Source organism: Gordonia sp. VNK1, from assembly GCF_040049135.1.
In the GTDB taxonomy this organism is placed as follows: domain Bacteria; phylum Actinomycetota; class Actinomycetes; order Mycobacteriales; family Mycobacteriaceae; genus Gordonia; species Gordonia oleivorans.
Map to the genome: position 1 here is coordinate 85,132 of NZ_JBDZDJ010000010.1, position 16,716 is coordinate 101,847.

At 68.0% G+C, this 16,716-nt stretch carries 18 protein-coding genes; 13 read left to right on the plus strand and 5 right to left on the minus strand.

Annotated features, from left to right (window positions below):
- The first annotated feature begins 99 nt into the window (after positions 1-99).
- The 10 genes from ABLE94_RS14350 to ABLE94_RS14395 all read left to right on the plus strand — a co-directional run bounded on the left by ABLE94_RS14350 (position 100) and on the right by ABLE94_RS14395 (position 8,708).
- A complete protein-coding gene (locus ABLE94_RS14350) occupies positions 100-606 on the plus strand; it encodes a DM13 domain-containing protein (protein WP_348809117.1) in 507 nt (168 codons plus the stop codon).
- A gap of 54 nt (positions 607-660) precedes the next feature.
- Complete coding sequence (gene dapE, locus ABLE94_RS14355) at positions 661-1,755, plus strand: succinyl-diaminopimelate desuccinylase (RefSeq protein ID WP_348809118.1); 1,095 nt, start codon at positions 661-663, stop codon at positions 1,753-1,755.
- 22 nt (positions 1,756-1,777) lie between these two features.
- On the plus strand, positions 1,778-2,608 hold the full coding sequence (locus tag ABLE94_RS14360; protein ID WP_348807237.1) for an LOG family protein: 831 nt from the start codon (positions 1,778-1,780) through the stop codon (positions 2,606-2,608).
- Positions 2,605-3,144 (plus strand): LOG family protein, encoded by a 540-nt coding sequence (locus tag ABLE94_RS14365; protein WP_348807238.1) that lies wholly within the window; start codon positions 2,605-2,607, stop codon positions 3,142-3,144. Before ABLE94_RS14360 ends, ABLE94_RS14365 begins: the two co-directional genes overlap by 4 nt.
- Positions 3,145-3,201: 57 nt before the next feature.
- Positions 3,202-4,980: a long-chain-acyl-CoA synthetase gene (locus ABLE94_RS14370; protein WP_348809084.1), complete on the plus strand. Its 1,779-nt coding sequence runs from the start codon at positions 3,202-3,204 to the stop codon at positions 4,978-4,980.
- Between the two features lie 75 nt (positions 4,981-5,055).
- A complete protein-coding gene (gene folP / locus ABLE94_RS14375) occupies positions 5,056-5,934 on the plus strand; it encodes a dihydropteroate synthase (RefSeq protein ID WP_348807240.1) in 879 nt (292 codons plus the stop codon).
- Positions 5,931-6,995, plus strand: a complete 1,065-nt coding sequence (locus ABLE94_RS14380) for a glucosyl-3-phosphoglycerate synthase (protein WP_348809085.1) — start codon at positions 5,931-5,933, stop codon at positions 6,993-6,995. Before folP ends, ABLE94_RS14380 begins: the two co-directional genes overlap by 4 nt.
- A gap of 50 nt (positions 6,996-7,045) precedes the next feature.
- Positions 7,046-7,507, plus strand: a complete 462-nt coding sequence (locus tag ABLE94_RS14385) for a DivIVA domain-containing protein (RefSeq protein ID WP_348809086.1) — start codon at positions 7,046-7,048, stop codon at positions 7,505-7,507.
- Between the two features lie 140 nt (positions 7,508-7,647).
- Positions 7,648-7,815, plus strand: a complete 168-nt coding sequence (locus ABLE94_RS14390; RefSeq protein ID WP_004019232.1) for a DUF3117 domain-containing protein — start codon at positions 7,648-7,650, stop codon at positions 7,813-7,815.
- A 32-nt stretch (positions 7,816-7,847) separates the two neighbouring features.
- A complete protein-coding gene (locus tag ABLE94_RS14395; RefSeq protein ID WP_348807243.1) occupies positions 7,848-8,708 on the plus strand; it encodes a putative RNA methyltransferase in 861 nt (286 codons plus the stop codon).
- 32 nt (positions 8,709-8,740) lie between these two features.
- On the opposite strand, the gene glgA is transcribed toward ABLE94_RS14395, so the two are convergent.
- The gene (gene glgA, locus ABLE94_RS14400) at positions 8,741-9,907 is read right to left on the minus strand and encodes a glycogen synthase (protein WP_348807244.1); all 1,167 of its coding nucleotides are present in this window, start codon (positions 9,905-9,907) and stop codon (positions 8,741-8,743) included.
- 135 nt (positions 9,908-10,042) lie between these two features.
- Here glgA and glgC point away from each other — a divergent pair, with 135 nt between their 5' ends.
- Entirely contained in the window at positions 10,043-11,257 is a 1,215-nt protein-coding gene (gene glgC, locus ABLE94_RS14405) for a glucose-1-phosphate adenylyltransferase (RefSeq protein WP_348807245.1), read from the plus strand.
- Positions 11,258-11,277: 20 nt separating this feature from the next.
- Here glgC and ABLE94_RS14410 read toward each other — a convergent pair whose 3' ends face one another.
- From ABLE94_RS14410 to cofD, 3 genes are read right to left on the minus strand one after another with little or no spacing between them, the layout of a single operon-like run.
- Complete coding sequence (locus ABLE94_RS14410) at positions 11,278-11,841, minus strand: NUDIX domain-containing protein (RefSeq protein ID WP_348807246.1); 564 nt, start codon at positions 11,839-11,841, stop codon at positions 11,278-11,280.
- The gene (locus ABLE94_RS14415) at positions 11,838-13,181 is read right to left on the minus strand and encodes a coenzyme F420-0:L-glutamate ligase (RefSeq protein WP_348807247.1); all 1,344 of its coding nucleotides are present in this window, start codon (positions 13,179-13,181) and stop codon (positions 11,838-11,840) included. The genes ABLE94_RS14410 and ABLE94_RS14415 overlap by 4 nt, the downstream gene beginning before the upstream one ends.
- On the minus strand, positions 13,178-14,212 hold the full coding sequence (gene cofD / locus ABLE94_RS14420) for a 2-phospho-L-lactate transferase (protein ID WP_348807248.1): 1,035 nt from the start codon (positions 14,210-14,212) through the stop codon (positions 13,178-13,180). Before cofD ends, ABLE94_RS14415 begins: the two co-directional genes overlap by 4 nt.
- A 674-nt stretch (positions 14,213-14,886) precedes the next feature.
- Between cofD and ABLE94_RS14425 the strand changes: the two genes are divergently transcribed.
- On the plus strand, positions 14,887-15,144 hold the full coding sequence (locus ABLE94_RS14425) for a WhiB family transcriptional regulator (protein WP_348807262.1): 258 nt from the start codon (positions 14,887-14,889) through the stop codon (positions 15,142-15,144).
- Positions 15,145-15,608: 464 nt separating this feature from the next.
- Here the strand turns inward: ABLE94_RS14425 and ABLE94_RS14430 are convergent, their stop codons facing one another.
- A complete protein-coding gene (locus ABLE94_RS14430) occupies positions 15,609-16,127 on the minus strand; it encodes a metallopeptidase family protein (protein WP_348807249.1) in 519 nt (172 codons plus the stop codon).
- Between the two features lie 104 nt (positions 16,128-16,231).
- On the opposite strand from ABLE94_RS14430, the gene ABLE94_RS14435 reads away from it, so the two are divergent.
- Positions 16,232-16,699 carry a DUF3499 domain-containing protein gene (locus tag ABLE94_RS14435; protein WP_348807250.1) on the plus strand — a complete coding sequence of 156 codons (468 nt, stop codon included), beginning with the start codon at positions 16,232-16,234 and terminating at the stop codon, positions 16,697-16,699.
- Positions 16,700-16,716: the final 17 nt, after the last annotated feature.

Genomic DNA, 16,716 nt, shown 5'->3' on the forward strand with positions numbered 1-16,716 from the left:
CGGACCGCGGCCGTAGGGTCGACGGGCATGAGGCCCCCCGAATCGCGTGTGACACAGGCCGGTACCGCACCGGCCCGACGGCGTCGTCGATGGCCGTGGATCCTCGGGGGAGTGGGGATCGTCGTCATCGTCGGAATGGTCATCGGCGCGGTGATCTTCAAACCCTGGCTGATCTTCGTCAACACCGAGGTCGCCGACGAGATCCCGGTTGCGGTCAGCGCCGCGCCGGGCGGGGACGCGCCGACCGGTTCGCCGGTTGTTCTCTCCGGGGGAGAGTTCATCAGCCACGAACACGATACCACCGGATCGGTGTCGGTCATCGAGAAACCGGATGGCTCAAGGGTTCTCGCGATCGAGAACCTGGACACCACCACCGGTCCGGATGTGCACGTCTGGTTGTCGGCCGGCGAGGTGATCCCGGGGTTCTCCGGGTGGCGCACCGCGGGCGACGCGGCGTACGTCGATCTGGGGCCGATCAAGGGCAATCGCGGCGATCAGGTGTACGAGATCCCGGCGGGGACCGATCTGGCCACCTACCCGGCGGTGGTGTTGTGGTGCGTGCAGTTCAGCGTGTCCTTCGGCGCCGCGGAGTTGCACACGGTCTGAGCCGGTCGTCGCCGACGGCCGATCCGGCCGGGCTACCGTGGACCGGTGACCGACATCCCCGAGCTGGACCTGCATGCCGATCCCGTCGAACTGACCGCCGCCCTCGTCGACATCCCGAGCGAATCGCGCGACGAGTCGCTCATCGCCGACGCCGTGGAAGCCGCCCTGCGCACCCAGACAACGGGATTCGAGATCGTCCGACGTGGCAACCAGGTGCTGGCCCGGACCGACCGCGGCCTGGACAGCCGGGTGATCCTCGCCGGGCACCTCGACACCGTCCCGGTCGCCGGGAACCTGCCGCACCGGCGCACCGTCGACGACGCCGAGGGCGATGTGCTGCACGGCTGCGGCACCGTCGACATGAAATCCGGTGACGCGGTCTTCCTGCATCTGGCCGCGACGCTGGAGAACCCGGCCCACGATCTGACGCTGATCTTCTACGACTGCGAGGAGATCGCCGCGGAGTTCAACGGTCTCGGGACCATCGAGCGCGAGTTGCCGCAGTGGCTCGCCGGTGACGTCGCGATCCTCGGCGAGCCCACCGCCGGTCAGATCGAGGCGGGCTGCCAGGGCACCCTGCGGGTGCGATTGAGCGCCACCGGCACCCGTGCGCACTCGGCGCGAGCATGGATGGGCGACAACGCGATTCACAAGCTGGGCGATGTGTTGACGACGCTCGCCGACTACCGGCCCCGGCGGGTCGACATCGACGGCTGCGAGTATCGGGAGGGGCTCTCGGCGGTCGGGATCGGCGGTGGCGTGGCCGGCAACGTGGTCCCCGATGCGGCCTTCGTTGACGTCAACTTCCGCTTCGCCCCCGATCGCAGCATCGAGACCGCGCTGGAACATGTGCGTGCGGTGTTCGCCGGTCCGCTCTCGACCGGTGCGGTCACCATGGAACTGACCGACTCCGCCTCCGGGGCCCTTCCGGGGCTGTCCCATCCGGCCGCCGCGGCACTGGTCGCGGCGGCGTCGGGCCGCTTCCGCGCGAAGTACGGCTGGACCGACGTGTCACGGTTCTCTGCCCTCGGCATCCCGGCGGTCAACCTCGGCCCGGGGGACCCGAGCCTCGCGCACCGCGTCGACGAACGGGTGCCGGTGGCCCAGATCCGGGAGGTCACCGATCTGTTGCGGGCCTATCTGTCCTGATCGGGCGGATACCGTTGCGGTCATGACGAACCCAGGTGACGACGAGACCACACGAGAACTCCGCGTCGACGACGACCAGGAGGGCACCCGCTACGTGGGTCCGATGCGGATCCGTCAGGGCGAGGCCCCGGAGAAGACCACCGACCGCCGGTTCCTCGAGTGGGTCGATCCGCGCGATGCCGCCCTGCGCGCGGATCGCACGATGCGCGACTCCTGGCGGGTGCTGCGCATCCAATCGGAATTCGTGGCCGGTTTCGACGCGCTCAGTGAGGTGGCCGAGGCGGTCACCGTATTCGGTTCGGCCCGCTCGGCGCCCGACTCCGCGGAATACGCGCTCGCGGTTGAGGTCGGCCGGGCGCTCGGCGAGGCCGGGTATGCCGTCATCACCGGCGGCGGTCCGGGCGCGATGGAGGCCGCCAACCGGGGTGCGTGTGAGGCGTCGGCGAAGTCCATCGGGCTCAACATCGAACTGCCCTTCGAGCAGCACCTCAATCCCTGGGTCGACGTGGGCATGAACTTCCGTTACTTTTTCGTCCGCAAGACGATGTTCGTGAAGTACGCGCAGGCATTCGTGTGTCTGCCCGGCGGATTCGGCACGCTCGATGAACTCTTCGAGGCGCTGACCCTCGTGCAGACCAAGAAGGTCGTCCGGTTTCCGATCGTGCTCGTCGGCCGCGAGCACTGGTCCGGACTGCTGCAGTGGATGCGTGAGGTGCTGGTGGCCAAGAAGATGGTCTCCGCCGACGACCTCGACCTGCTGCATGTGGTCGACGAGCCGGCGGAGGTGGTCGCGATCATCGCCGCGGCGGCCGCGCAGCGCGATGCCGCACGTGAGACAGGGGGTGGGCAATGAGTGTGATCTGTGTGTATTGCGCGTCGGGCCGGCATGTGGCGCAACCGTTTCTGGACCTCGCCGCCGATCTGGGAACCGCGATCGGCGCGGCCGGACACACCCTGGTGTCCGGCGGTGGCAACGTGTCGATGATGGGTGCGGTGGCCACCGCGACCCGCGCCGCGGGCGGTCACACCGTCGGCATCATCCCGCGGGCGCTGATGGCACGAGAGGTCGCCGATCTCGACGCCGACGAGTTGGTCATCACCGAGACCATGCGCGAGCGCAAGAAGATGATGGACGACCGCGCCGACGGATTCATCACCCTGCCCGGCGGCGTCGGCACCCTCGAGGAACTGTTCGAGACATGGACCGCGGGATTCCTCGGGATGCACGACAAACCCGTCGTGATGCTCGATCCGGTCGACTTCTACGCGCCCCTGCTGTCGTGGCTCGGTGATCTGGTGGGTCAGGGGTTCGTCGCACAGAGTTCGCTGGATCGCCTGCGGGTGACCGATTCGGTGGACGACGCCCTGGCACTTGCTACTGCCCGGTAAGATAGCCGCACGCACCCGCGAAACACCGTCGTCGTCCACGGAGAGCGAGAACCTCGAATGTCGTCCCACGACACCCCATCGGTCGTCGGAATCTCAGATCTGGTCAAAGGCGTCCTCAAGATGGCGCCGCAGGCCCATCAGATGATCAAGCACGCGCCCGGACTGATCCGGCGGCCCCCGGATGCCAAACGCACGATCGGGTCGATCTTCCAGAATCATGCGAGCAGCCACCCCGACCGGCCGTTCGTCCGCTTCGGCGGCAAGACCACCACCTACGGTGAGGCCAACCGCACGGTCAACCGCTACGCCGCGGTGCTCACCGACAAGGGTGTGCAGACCGGTGACGTGGTCGCCATCCTGGCCAAGAACTCGGCCACCGACCTGCTGATCATGCTCGCCACCGTCAAACTCGGCGCCATCGCCGGGATGCTGAACTACAACCAGCGTGGCTCGGTCCTCGAACACAGCATGAACCTGCTCGGGGCGCGGGTGCTCATCCACGATCCCGACTGCGCCGAGGCCTTCGAGTCGATCCCGGACTCGGCGCTGCCCGACCATGTCCTGACCTTCGCCGACCTCGACGAGGAGGCGACGGGCAAGCCGGAGACCGACCCCGAGGTCACCGCCACGCTGCCCGCCTCCACCGAGGCGTTCTACATCTTCACCTCCGGCACCACCGGGATGCCCAAGGCCAGCGTGATGAGCCACAATCGCTGGTTGGCGAGCCTGTCGGGGATCGGTGGACTCGCGGTACGACTGCGCGCCAGCGACACGATGTACGTGCCGCTGCCGCTGTACCACAACAACGCCCTGTCGGTGTCGCTGTCCTCGGTGCTCGCGGCGGGGGCCTGCATCGCGATCGGCAAGCAGTTCTCGGCGTCGAAGTTCTGGGACGACGTCATCCTCAACCGTGCCACCGCGTTCTGCTACATCGGCGAACTGTGCCGCTATCTGCTGGCACAACCGGAGAAGCCCACCGACCGTACCCACAGTGTGCGTCTGGTCGTCGGCAACGGCATGCGACCGGACATCTGGGACGAGTTCCGGGACCGTTTCGGCATCGACCGGATCGTCGAGTTCTACGGCGCCAGCGAACTCAACCTGGTCTTCGTCAACGCCTTCAGCGCGAGCCGCACGGCCGGTTTCTGCCCGCTGCCCTACGCGATCGTCGACTACGACGAGGGCGGCAAGCCCAAACGCAACGACAAGGGACGGCTGACCAAGGTCGGGCGCGGCGGCACCGGCCTGCTGCTGTCCGGCATCAACGACCGGGTCCCGATCGACGGCTACACCGATCCGGCCGAGACCGAGAAGAAGATCGTCCGCGATGCCTTCAAGGAAGGCGATGCGTGGTTCAACTCCGGCGATCTCGTCCGCGATCAGGGCTTCAGTCACATCGCCTTCGTCGATCGCCTCGGCGACACCTTCCGCTGGAAGGGCGAGAACGTCGCCACCACCGAGGTCGAGGCCGGCCTGGACGGAAGCCCGATGGTGGCACAGTCGGTGGTCTTCGGGGTCGAGGTCCCGGGTACCGACGGCAAGGCGGGGATGGCGGCGATCACGATCCGCGAGGGCGAGAGCTTCGACGGCGCCCAGCTGGCCAAACACCTCTACGACGCCCTGCCGAGCTACGCGATGCCGCTGTTCGTCCGGATCGTCGGCGCGCTGGAGGCGACCTCCACCTTCAAGAACCGCAAGGTGGAGCTGCGTGAGGAGGGGTACTCCAAGCCGGGTGACGACCCGCTCTACGTACTCGCCGGCCGGGACAAGGGCTATGTCGAGTTCTACGAGTCCTACCCGGACGATGTCGCCGCGGCCAAGGCACCCAAGGGCTGACGCGACGCGCGAGGGGCGCTGAGGCGAACGCGACGCGGCGACCGCGCGCAACTGCGCTCTCCGTAGGCTGTCGGCATGTATGGACAGACCTTGTGCGGGCGCCCGGTCGCCGTTGACCGTGCGCTGGTGATGGCCATCGTCAACCGCACACCGGACTCCTTCTACGACCGCGGCGCGAGCTTCTCCGACGCGGCGGCGCAGGCGCGGATCGACCAGGTGGTCGCCGAGGGTGCCGACATCGTCGACATCGGTGGGGTGAAGGCCGGACCGGGCGAGGAGGTCGATGCCGTCACCGAGGCGGCTCGCGTGGTGCCGATGATCGACTGGATCCGCGGCCGGTATCCGGATCTGCTGATCAGCGTCGACACCTGGCGTTCGGAGGTCGCCGACGCCGCATGCGCGGTGGGAGCCGACCTCATCAACGACACGTGGGCCGGAGCCGATCCCGATCTGGTGTCGGTCGCCGCGGCCCGCGGCGCGGGCATCGTCTGCTCGCACACCGGTGGCGCGGTGGTCCGTACCCGCCCGCACCGGGTCGGATACGGCGATTCGGTGGACGCGGTGGTGGCCGACGTGCTCGACGCGGTGACCTCAGCGGCGCGCCGCGCCGAGGCCGCAGGTGTGGCCCGAGACTCGATCGTGATCGACCCGACACACGATTTTGGCAAAAATACTCACCACGGTCTGGCCTTGTTACGCCACGTAAAAGATCTTGTTAAGAGCGGCTGGCCAGTGCTGATGGCGCTGAGCAACAAGGATTTCGTGGGGGAGACTCTGGGTGTGGATCTCGCACATCGAGTGGAGGGCACACTCGCGGCAACGGCTCTGAGCGCCGAACACGGCGCCCGGATCTTCCGTGTACACGAGGTCGCCGCCACCCGACGTGTGGTCGACATGGTCGCCGCGATAGCGGGCACACGGCCTCCAGCCAGAGCAGTCAGGGGACTCGCATGACCAAGAAGGTACGTCGAACCCAGAATCGTCGAACGATCGCCGGACGCACCACCTCCGGTTCCACCGGCCGCGACAAGGCGGCGATGTGGCCCGCCTCCGCCGACACCTCCGACACCCGGAGCGGGTGGTCGACCACGCACACGTGGGAGAAGCCGGACTGGACCGTCGAAGAACTCATCGAGGCCAAGGACGGTCGCACCGTGTCGGTGGTGCTGCCCGCACTGAACGAGGAGGAGACGGTCGCCGACGTCATCGCGACCATCCGCCCGCTGGTGGGCACGCTGGTCGACGAACTGATCGTGTTGGACTCCGGGTCCACCGATGCCACCGCAGAACGCGCCACGATGGCCGGCGCGCAGGTGATCAGCCGCGAGGAGGCGGTGCCCGAACTCGAACCCGTCAGGGGTAAGGGTGAGGTGCTGTGGCGCTCGATCGCCGTGGCCACCGGCGACATCATCGCCTTCGTCGACTCCGACCTCATCGACCCGGACCCGATGTTCGTGCCGAAGATGCTCGGACCGCTGCTGGTCAACCCCGACATCCAACTGGTCAAGGGCTACTACCGGCGCCCGCTGCGAACCGGGGGAACTCAAGACGCCAACGGTGGCGGCCGGGTCACCGAACTCGTCGCCCGCCCGTTGCTGGCCTCGCAGAAGCCCGAGCTGACCGCCGTCCTGCAGCCGCTGGGCGGCGAGTACGCCGGCACCCGCGAAATGCTGTCGTCGGTGCCGTTCGCACCGGGATACGGGGTGGAGATCGGCCTGCTGATCGACACCTACGATCGATACGGACTCAACGGGATCGGCCAGGTCAATCTCGGGGTCCGCACGCACCGGAATCGTCCGCTGATCGAACTCGGCGTGATGAGCAGGCAGATCGTCGGCACCCTGATGCGACGCTGCGGCATCGAGGAATCCGGGGTCGGACTCACACAGTTCACCGCCGAACCCGACGGCACCTTCACCCCGCACACCACCGAGGTGTACCTCGAGGACCGTCCGCCGATGAAGACGCTGCGCGCGGTCGACATCGACTCCGACGGCGAGGAGATCGCCTCCTGATCCGCCGGTCGCGGGGCGGCTCCCACCCGCCGGTCTGACACCATGGTCTGATGCAGACCCTCTTGCTGTACCTGCTGATCATGGCTGTCGTGGTGGCCGTCATCTTCGCCGTGGTCTGGTTCGTCTTCGGCCGCGGCGAAGATCTGCCGCCGATCGACGACTCGTCCACACTGACGCGTCTGCCACGCAACGGGATCCACGGATACGACGTCCGTGCGCTGACCTTCGCGCTCACGGTCCGTGGCTACAAGCAGAGTGAGGTCGACTGGGCGCTGGCCCGACTGGCCGACGAGATCGACGATCTGCGTGCCCTGATCCAACAGCTGCAGGATGCGCGCGACACGGTGTCGGTCGGGTACCCCTCGGCCGGGATGCTCGGCCGGCACGAGGCTGATGACGCCACGCCTGCGGCCACCGACAGCGTTCCGGCCGAGCGCCTCACCGACCCTGCCGCGGCGCCGACCGACGCCGACACGATCACCCCCGACGCCGAAGACGTGCCCGAACCCTGACACACGGGCCGCCTCCGCGCGGTCCGGCCCACGCGGCCACGTATCATGACTGTGGCGGCAGCCACCATGACCGGCCGAGAGTCGATCGTCGTGGTTGCCGGATGCACTCGGCGACACAGAACTCTGAAGGGAGTTTGAGAATGGCGGCGATGAAGCCACGGACTGGGGATGGGCCCCTCGAGGCGGCCAAGGAAGGACGTGGGATCGTCGTTCGCATTCCGATCGAGGGTGGTGGGCGTCTGGTGGTCGAACTGACCGCCGACGAGGCCGCCGCACTCGGTGAGGAGTTGCGCGGGGTCACCGGCTGACCGGGCCCGACCGTATCTCGGCCCTGGCCGAGATGGTTGCGTCCTTCCGATGCCCGGTGTGTACCGGGCCGCTGGAACTGATGGCCGATCGCAGCGCACTGCGCTGCGATCGGCGTCATTCTTTCGACATCGCCCGTCAGGGTTACGTCTCTCTGCTGGATGGGAAATCCGGCGCTCTCCGTGCCGACACCGCCGACATGGTCGCCGCACGACTGCGCGTGCATGAGGCCGGTGTCCTCGACGCCGTCGTCGCGGCCACCGCCGACGTGGTCGCTGACCTCGTCGGGCCGGAACCCTCGCCGGTCCTCGTCGATCTCGGAGGCGGGCCGGGGGTGTATCTGCGGGCGTGTCTGCGCAGGCTCCCGGACGCGCGCGGAGTGGTGTTCGATCTGTCGAAATACTGTGCCCGCGCGGTCATGCGGGAGCGCCCCGCCGCAGTCGCCGTCGTCGCCGACGTGTGGCGGTCGATCCCGATGGGCGATGCCACCGCGACACTGGCCCTGTCGGTGTTCGCGCCCCGCAATGCGACGGCGACCGCACGGGTGCTCACACCCGACGGTCACCTGGTGATCGTCTCCCCGCAGGCCGACCACCTGCACGAACTCATCGCGCCGATGGGCATGCTGAATGTCGCGCCGGACAAGGACACCCGGATCGAGGCGGCGATGGAACCGGATTTCGAGATCCTCGGGCGTCGGTCGGTGCGATCGGCCGTCGTCGTCGACGCACCCGTCATCGCCGATCTGGTGGCGATGGGGCCGTCGGCGTTTCATCACCCACGCGCGCACATCGACGAACTCGCGGCACAGTGGGTGGCGCAGGCCGGTGGGCCGATCGAGGTGACGTGCGCGGTCACGATCACCGTGTGCCGGCCGCGGACCGCCGGCCGGTGATGACGGCGATGGTGGTCCGGAGAATTCGACGGCTACCGCGCGGCGGCCCGATAGACCCCCAGCGTCTGCTCGGCGATCGTCGCCCAGGAGAATTCGGTGGCCGCACGTTCCCGCCCGGCACGGCCCATGGCAGCCGCCGACGCCGGATCTGCGCTCACGGTGTTGACGCCGTCGGCCAGTCCGCGCTCGAAGGCGACCGGGTCCGCCGGGTCATAGGGGACCAGCACCCCGGTCACGGCGTCGACGACCACCTCGGGGATGCCGCCGACCGCCGACGCCACCACCGCCGTCGAGCACGCCATTGCCTCGAGATTGACGATTCCCAGTGGCTCGTACACCGATGGGCATACGAAAACCGTTGCTGCGGTCAGTATTTCGCGGATACGCGGATGGGGCAGCATCTCCCGGATCCAGTACACGCCGTCGCGTGACCCCGACAACGCCGACACCGCGGCCTCGACCTCGGCACCGATCTCCGGGGTGTCCGGCGCGCCGGCACACAGGATCAACTGGATCTCGGGATCGAAATGATGGGCGGCGGCGACGAGGTGGGCGACACCCTTTTGCCGGGTGATGCGCCCGACGAAGGCCACGATCGGACGGTTCGGGTCGACACCGAGTGCGGTCAAGGTGGACTCGGGACCGAAGGGGTCATCCACCGGATACCACTGCGTCGTGTCGATTCCGTTGCGCACCACGTGAACTCGTTCCGGATCGAGGCGCGGATAGGTGGCGCAGACATCGCCCGCCATGCCGGTGCTGACGGCGATCACCGCATCGGCGTATTCGACGGCGTTGCGTTCGACCCAACTCGACACCCGGTATCCGCCGCCGAGTTGTTCGGCCTTCCACGGCCGCATCGGCTCCAGTGAGTGTGCGGTCAACACATGTGGCACGTCGTAGAGCGCACCGGCCAGGTGCCCGGCGAGCCCGGTGTACCAGGTGTGGGAGTGCACCAGGTCGGCTCCGGCGGCCCCGACGGTCATCCGCAGATCCGCCGACAACGTGGTGATCGCGGCGTTCGCGCCGGCCAGTCCGGGGTCGGGGGAGTAGACCTCGGCGGTATCGCGGGGGGCGCCCATGCAGTGCACGTCCACGTCGACGAGATCGCGTAGATGCCTGACCAACTCGGTCACATGGACACCGGCCCCACCGTAGACCTCGGGCGGATATTCCCGTGTCATCATCGCCACCCGCATGGCTAGAGACGCTAGTGCCCGCGACGGCTCTTCGCCATCGAAGTGCGTCAAGTCGTCGGCGCGCCTGCAAGCTCACACCGACGAGGTGGTGTGTTCACCTGGCCGGGGCGGGTGTTGACGGTTAAGTTTGTGAGTGTGAGATCACAGCCGCATGTGCTCGGAATCGTCCTCGCTGGCGGTGAGGGAAAACGCCTGTACCCCCTGACGATGGACCGCGCGAAACCGGCGGTTCCGTTCGGCGGCGCGTACCGGTTGATCGACTTCGTCCTGTCCAATCTGGTCAACGCCGGATACGAACGCATTTGCGTTCTGACGCAATACAAGTCGCATTCACTCGACCGTCACATCAGTCAGACCTGGTGGTCATCGGGATTTCACGGGGAGTACATCACGCCGGTCCCCGCCCAGCAGCGGCTCGGCCCGCGCTGGTACACCGGCAGCGCCGATGCGATCTTCCAGTCGATGAACCTCATCCACGACGAGCAGCCCGAGTACATCGTGGTCTTCGGCGCCGACCACGTGTACCGGATGGATCCGTCGCAGATGGTCGAGGCCCACATCGATTCCGGTGCCGACGTGACCGTCGCCGGCATCCGCGTTCCGCGTGCGGAGGCCACCGCCTTCGGCTGCATCGATTCCGACGATTCGGGGTTGATCACCCGATTCCTCGAGAAGCCGTCGGATCCTCCCGGAACGCCCGACGATCCGGAGGTCACCTTCGCGTCGATGGGCAACTACGTGTTCACCACCGAGGCGCTCGTCGAGGCCATCCGGGCCGATGCCGCCGACTCCGACTCCGATCACGACATGGGCGGCGACATCATCCCCGCCTTCGTCTCGCAGGGCAGCGCCTACGTGTACGACTTCGCCGACAACGAGGTCCCCGGCGCCACCGAACGCGACAAGGGGTACTGGCGCGACGTCGGTACCCTCGACGCCTTCTACGACGCCCACATGGATCTGGTGTCGGTCCACCCCGTGTTCAACCTCTACAACCGGCGCTGGCCGATCCGCGGCGAGACGCTGCATCTGCCGCCCGCCAAGTTCGTTCAGGGCGGCCACGCCCAGGACTCGGTGGTCGGGGCCGGATGCATCGTCTCGGCCGCGTCGGTGTCCACATCGGTGCTCTCGGCCAACGTGATGATCGAGGACGGCGCGGTGGTGGAGGGCAGCGTGCTGATGCCGGGCGTGCGGATCGGCAAGGGCGCTGTCGTGCGTCACGCCATCCTCGACAAGAACGTCGTCGTGGGTGAGGGTGAACAACTCGGCGTCGACCTCGAGGCCGATCGCGCGAAGTATGCGGTCAGCGCCGGCGGCGTCGTCACCGTGGGCAAGAACATCCGCGTCTAGGCGCGTCCGGGCGCAGCGGTTCAGTGCCTCAGCGCAGCGCCGATCAGTGCCGGCACGGTTACGTGGTCGACGGCGTCGGGCAGCGCGTCGACCGGCCACCAGCGCAGGTCGACCGACTCGGAACTGCACTCGATCGGCGGCGGGGCGCCCGTCGCGGTCGGCGCGGTGACGACCGCGAACTGCATGTCGAGGTGGCGGGTCGGCACGCCGAGCGAGCAGGTGATCGGGTGAGTGTGCAGCGCGACGAGCCCACCGGTGATCTCCAGGTCGCCGATCCCGGACTCCTCGCGCGCCTCGCGCCGGGCCGCCGCGGTGATGGACTCGTCGTCGGGTTCGCAATGACCGCCGAGCTGAACCCATTTCCCCACGCGCGGATGCAGTGTCAGCAGCACGTGCTCACGCGCGGCGTCGAAGACGATGGCCGACGCCGTCAGATGACCGGCCGCGCAGGCCCGCAGACAGGCGTCGTCGGTGGCGGCCAGGAAAGCCAGATAGGTGTGCCGCAGGGCATCCTGCGCGGCGTCGGGGGCCGACCATCCGCTCAGCAATTCCACCGCCGACGCATGCAACGACGCGGCACTCACAGTTCCACCAGCCACTCGTCGACCGGCGCGGGTGAGCGCACCGACAGTTCCTCGGTGGGATGGCCGATCGCGATGGCGCCCAACGGTTCCCACGACGACCCGAGATCGAGGGCATCGCGCACGACGTCGGCGGCGAAGATGGTCGAACCGACCCAGCAACTGCCGAGGCCGCGCACCGACAACGCCACCAGCAAGGCGTTGACCGCACCTCCGGCGGCGACGGTGAACATGGTGTGCTCGCACTCGTTGCGACGCGGGTCGGGATACTCGTGCGCGCCGTCGGCGACGAGGAACGGGATCACCAGTTCTGGCGCGTCGTAGAGGATCCGGCCGCGCCGGAGTCGGGCCTCGATGGAATCGGGGGTCTTGTCATCGGCGGTCAGATCCGACCGCCACCGCCGCGTCATCGCCTCCAACAGGGCGGTGCGCCGTGCCGGATCGCGCAACCACACGAACCGCACCGGATGGGTGTGGTGCGGCGCCGGCGCGGTCAGCGCGTCGGCACAGGCGGCACGGATGTCCTCGGGTGACACCGCGCGCGTGTCGAACGACCGCACCGACCGCCGGGTCAGCAGTGCCTCACGACGTCCCCGCTCGATGGCCTCGGCGGTGCCGAGGTGGAAGAGATCCTCGGCGATCGGCCGGATCAGGTCGGTGGCCCGTGACCCGTCGTCGGTGACGCTCAGGCCGCGCACCACCGCCACCGGAACACCCGCGAGTTTGCCCTTGACCAGATCGGCGGCCGCGGCGATCTCGTCGGCAACCGCGATGTCGGTCACCAGGAGAGGGTTGCCGTAGGCGTCGACGCCGCCCTCGTACGGATGGCTGACCGCGATACCCGACGACCCGATCGCGACGTCGGTCTGCCCGGTACGCCACGCCCGCCCCATGGTGTCGGTGACGATCACCGCGACGTCGAACCCGCGGGCGCCCAACGCCTCCCGCAATCGCCGGGCACTGGCATCGGGGTCCTCCGGCAGCAGTGCCAGGGAATCGGTCGGCACGTTCGATCCGTCGATGCCCGAGGCCGCCTGAATCAGGCCGAGTCGGTTCTCGGTGATCAGGGTGCGGTTCTTGCGCGCGATCACCCGGACCGATTCCTGTTCGACGAGACGGCGGCGCAACGCATCCCGCTCCTCGGGGTCGGTGGGTGCCACCACCATCCGTCCCTCGATCTTGGAGAACACCTTGCTCGTCACCACGACGACATCACCGCCCGCCAACCATGGTGCGGCAGCCAGGATTTCGGCGGCGAGGTCGGAGTGCGGGCCGAACTCGGGCAGACCGGTGACCGGCCGGATCGAGATGGCCCCGCCCGCCCGGTGGTCGCGTGGCGTCATCCGCGCACCGCCGGGGTGTCGACGCCGACCAGCGCGCACGCCGCCCGCACCATGTGTGCGGTCGTGATCGGATCGCTCATCAGCAGCGGCGCCGACCCGATCGAGATCCCCTCGACCGCCGCGTCGTCGCCGTCGGCGATCAACCAGCCGTCGAGAAGCCCGTTGCCGCTGCGCGGTCCGTAGTGCGCGGCGATGGCCTCCGCCGAGGTCTCGACCCCGATCACCGAGAGGCACTCATCGGCCATGCCCCGCAGGGGCCGGTTGTCGATCACCGGAGACACCCCGACCACCGGGGCCGAGGTGGTGCGCAGGGCGCTGCGCACCCCCGGGACGGTCAGGATCATCCCGATGCTGACGACGGGGTTGCTCGGCGCCAGGATCACGACGTCGGCATCGGTGATCGCATCCAGCACACCCGGCGCCGCCCGGGTGTCGTCGTGCCCGAGGGTCGCGAACCCGAAGGTCGGGATCTTCGCCCGATAGCGAACCCACCACTCCTCGAAATGGATGGCGATCTGATCGTCGGGTCCGGTGCCACCCGGTGCGGCCACCCGGACGTGGGTCTCGTGCCGGTCATCGGTCGCCGGCAACAGACGCACCCCGGGTTGCCACCGTTTGCACAGGGCCGCAGTGACATCGGAGAGCGGGTAACCGGCCGCCAGCATCTGCGTCCGGATCAGATGCGTTGCCAGGTCACGGTCGCCGAGACCGAACCAATCCGGGTCCGCACCATAGGCCGCGAGCTCGTCCTTGGCATTCCAGGTCTCGTCGCGGCGCCCCCATCCGCGCTCGGTGTCGATACCGCCGCCCAGGGTGTACATGCACGTGTCCAGATCGGGACAGATGCGCACCCCGTGCATCCATGCGTCATCGCCGACGTTGACGATCGCGGTGATCTCATGGGCGGAGGCCTCCGGAGCGGCCTCGCCCGGGTCGGCCGCCGGGGGAAACGGCGTCGGCCCGAGGAGCTCGCGGACGCCGAGCAGGAAACGTGCGCCACCGACGCCACCGACGAGAACGGTCACCTTCACAGCGATCCACTGTAGTGATCGCGTCGGCGACCCGTACCCCGCCACCGGGTGGGCGCGTGCGTTCGGGTAGACCTATACGGCCCGTGGTGATTCACGGCCGCGGGCTCACGACCTCCGTAGGATCGAGTGGTGGGGTCGGCGCCGACGTGTGAGATTGGTGACGAAACCCATGCCGAACGTGTCGTAACTCGCGTTTCGGAGAACCGGTGGTATGAAGAAGATTTTCCACTCGGCTTGACCGGAGTGGTCGCCAGCGTGTGTAATCACATCAGTGTCATTTTCGGTTCGAGATCGAGAATTGCTGAACGAGAGGCAGTTTCGATCGGGTGTTCGATCCGATGATCGCTCTGGCGGCACTCGCGAAATCGGGGTCCCAGGCCGAACGCCTGGCACGTGGTGGAACGACAGATGATGAATTCGGTGGATGGGGTGACGCGGCAGTGACGCCGTGGCGCGAACAAGCAGAAGAAGAACAACTTCCCAGGCAGGAGGCGCCGGCGATGGTATTCGACAACCCGATCGGCAATCCCCTTGAACCACAAGACCTTTCGCGACCCTCCAGTGAGATCGATGACGGGTTGTATCACTCGCTCGGTCCGGTGGAAGAGTCGTATCTGAGCCCCGCGCGTGACGTCGCCCCGACCGACGACTCCGGGCCGCGCCGTCATCTCTCGTTGGTACCCAACGACTTTGACGATCTCTTCGACAACGTCGAGGAACAGTGGCAGGAACGCGCGCTCTGCGCCCAGACCGACCCCGAAGCCTTCTTCCCCGAGAAGGGCGGCTCCACCCGCGAGGCCAAACGCATCTGCTCCGGATGCGAAGTCAAAGCAGAATGCCTCGAATACGCCCTCGGCAACGACGAACGCTTCGGCATCTGGGGCGGCCTCTCCGAACGCGAACGACGACGCCTCAAGCGCGGCATTGTTTGATTGTGCCGGCGCTGTGTTTGTTGGCGACGGCTCCGCCGTCGCGTGCTCACCGGGCTGACAGCACCACGTCTTCCTCCTCATCGCATCGTCGCTTCGCTCCTCGTTCTTCGTCGTGCAGGAGCGGCGCGCCCGGTGAGCTGTGTTGGTTGGCGCGGACTCCGTCCGCGCGTGCTCACCGGGCTGACAGCACCACGTCTTCCTCCTCATCGCATCGCTCGCAAGCTCGCTCGCTCTTCGTCGTGCAGACGTGGCGCGCCCGGTGAGCTGTGTTGGTTGGCGCGGACTCCGTCCGCGCGTGCTCACCGGGCTGACAGCACCACGTCTTCCTCCTCATCGCATCGCTCGCAAGCTCGCTCGCTCTTCGTCGTGCAGACGTGGCGCGCCCGACGCGGTGGTGGTGAAGTATGCAACCCACTCCGGTGAGTACGCGCGCACGGAGTCGGCGCTCAGCGTGGTGGCGCTGTCTAATCCAGCCCCCGGTCGATGGTGTCCTCGTCGACGCCGAGGTGGGTGGCCACCTGCTGGACGAGCACCTCGTGAACCAGATCGATCAACTCCGTGTCCCGGCGGGCGCGACTCTCCAGTGGTCGACGGAACAGGATGATCTGTGCGCGAGTCGGTTGACCGTGGACATCCACCCCCGCCGGGATGAGTCGTGCGAGTGGGACCGCGCCGTCGGCGGTGACCTCATCGGGCCACGCCACCGTCTCGGGATCGCGCGGCAACATGCGCGGAATGTCGTCGACCGAAATGTCGAGACCGATCAACTCGTCATGCCAGCGTCGGTCGATCTCGGCGAAGGCCTCGAGTGCGACGGCGTCGAATTCGTCGGACTTGCTGCGCCACGCGGGGACCGTGGTCGGCAACAACGGGGTGCGCAGACCCCGCCCACGCCGCTCCCGCCGCCGCGGCGGTCGGCGGCCACCGCCGCTCGCCGGGCCGCCCCGTTCGGCCCGATCCGGACGGAATCCATCGATACGCATGGCGTGAGTGTAGGAGGGTCCGTGCCCGATGTCTCGTGGCGGTCTGACCCTCTGCGCGCGTGTCGGGGTCGGCGTTCGATCCGCGCAGGGCTAACCTCATGGACGTGAAGCTTCCCCGACAGTGCTGCAGGCCCGGCTGCACCCGCTCCGCGGTGGCTACGCTGACGTTCGTCTACGCGGAGTCGACCGCGGTGATCGGCCCCTTGGCCGGCTCGGCCGAACCGCACTCCTGGGACCTCTGCGACGAGCACGCCCGACGGATCACCGTGCCCCGAGGCTGGGAGATGCTGCGCAGTGAACGGGGATTCTCCACACCGCTCGCCGAGGACTACGAACTGACCGCCCTGGCCGAGGCCGTCCGTGAGGCCAGCACCGGCGGACGGGCCGGCCGGATCGCCGCCGATGTGGCCCATCCCGATGCGCTCGACGGATTCGACGATCCCCGGCACGGACGCCACCGGGCCACCGGCCGCCCCGACGTCCCCACCGACACCGAGCGTCGTCGCGCCCCGACCACGCCGCGGCCCGGTCGACGCGGACACCTCCGGGTGCTGCCCGACCCCGTCGACTGACCATTGGTGGTCGAAGG

Bases quoted from the DNA above. Each gene is read 5' to 3' on its own strand.
- ABLE94_RS14360 (WP_348807237.1), top strand. From the start codon at position 1,778: ATGACGAACCCAGGTGACGACGAGACCACACGAGAACTCCGCGTCGAC.
- ABLE94_RS14365 (WP_348807238.1), top strand. From the start codon at position 2,605: ATGAGTGTGATCTGTGTGTATTGCGCGTCGGGCCGGCATGTGGCGCAA.
- ABLE94_RS14370 (WP_348809084.1), top strand. From the start codon at position 3,202: ATGTCGTCCCACGACACCCCATCGGTCGTCGGAATCTCAGATCTGGTC.
- folP (WP_348807240.1), top strand. From the start codon at position 5,056: ATGTATGGACAGACCTTGTGCGGGCGCCCGGTCGCCGTTGACCGTGCG.
- ABLE94_RS14380 (WP_348809085.1), top strand. From the start codon at position 5,931: ATGACCAAGAAGGTACGTCGAACCCAGAATCGTCGAACGATCGCCGGA.
- ABLE94_RS14385 (WP_348809086.1), top strand. From the start codon at position 7,046: ATGCAGACCCTCTTGCTGTACCTGCTGATCATGGCTGTCGTGGTGGCC.
- ABLE94_RS14390 (WP_004019232.1), top strand. From the start codon at position 7,648: ATGGCGGCGATGAAGCCACGGACTGGGGATGGGCCCCTCGAGGCGGCC.
- ABLE94_RS14395 (WP_348807243.1), top strand. From the start codon at position 7,848: ATGGTTGCGTCCTTCCGATGCCCGGTGTGTACCGGGCCGCTGGAACTG.
- glgA (WP_348807244.1), bottom strand. From the start codon at position 9,907: ATGCGGGTGGCGATGATGACACGGGAATATCCGCCCGAGGTCTACGGT.
- ABLE94_RS14415 (WP_348807247.1), bottom strand. From the start codon at position 13,181: ATGACGCCACGCGACCACCGGGCGGGCGGGGCCATCTCGATCCGGCCG.
- ABLE94_RS14430 (WP_348807249.1), bottom strand. From the start codon at position 16,127: ATGCGTATCGATGGATTCCGTCCGGATCGGGCCGAACGGGGCGGCCCG.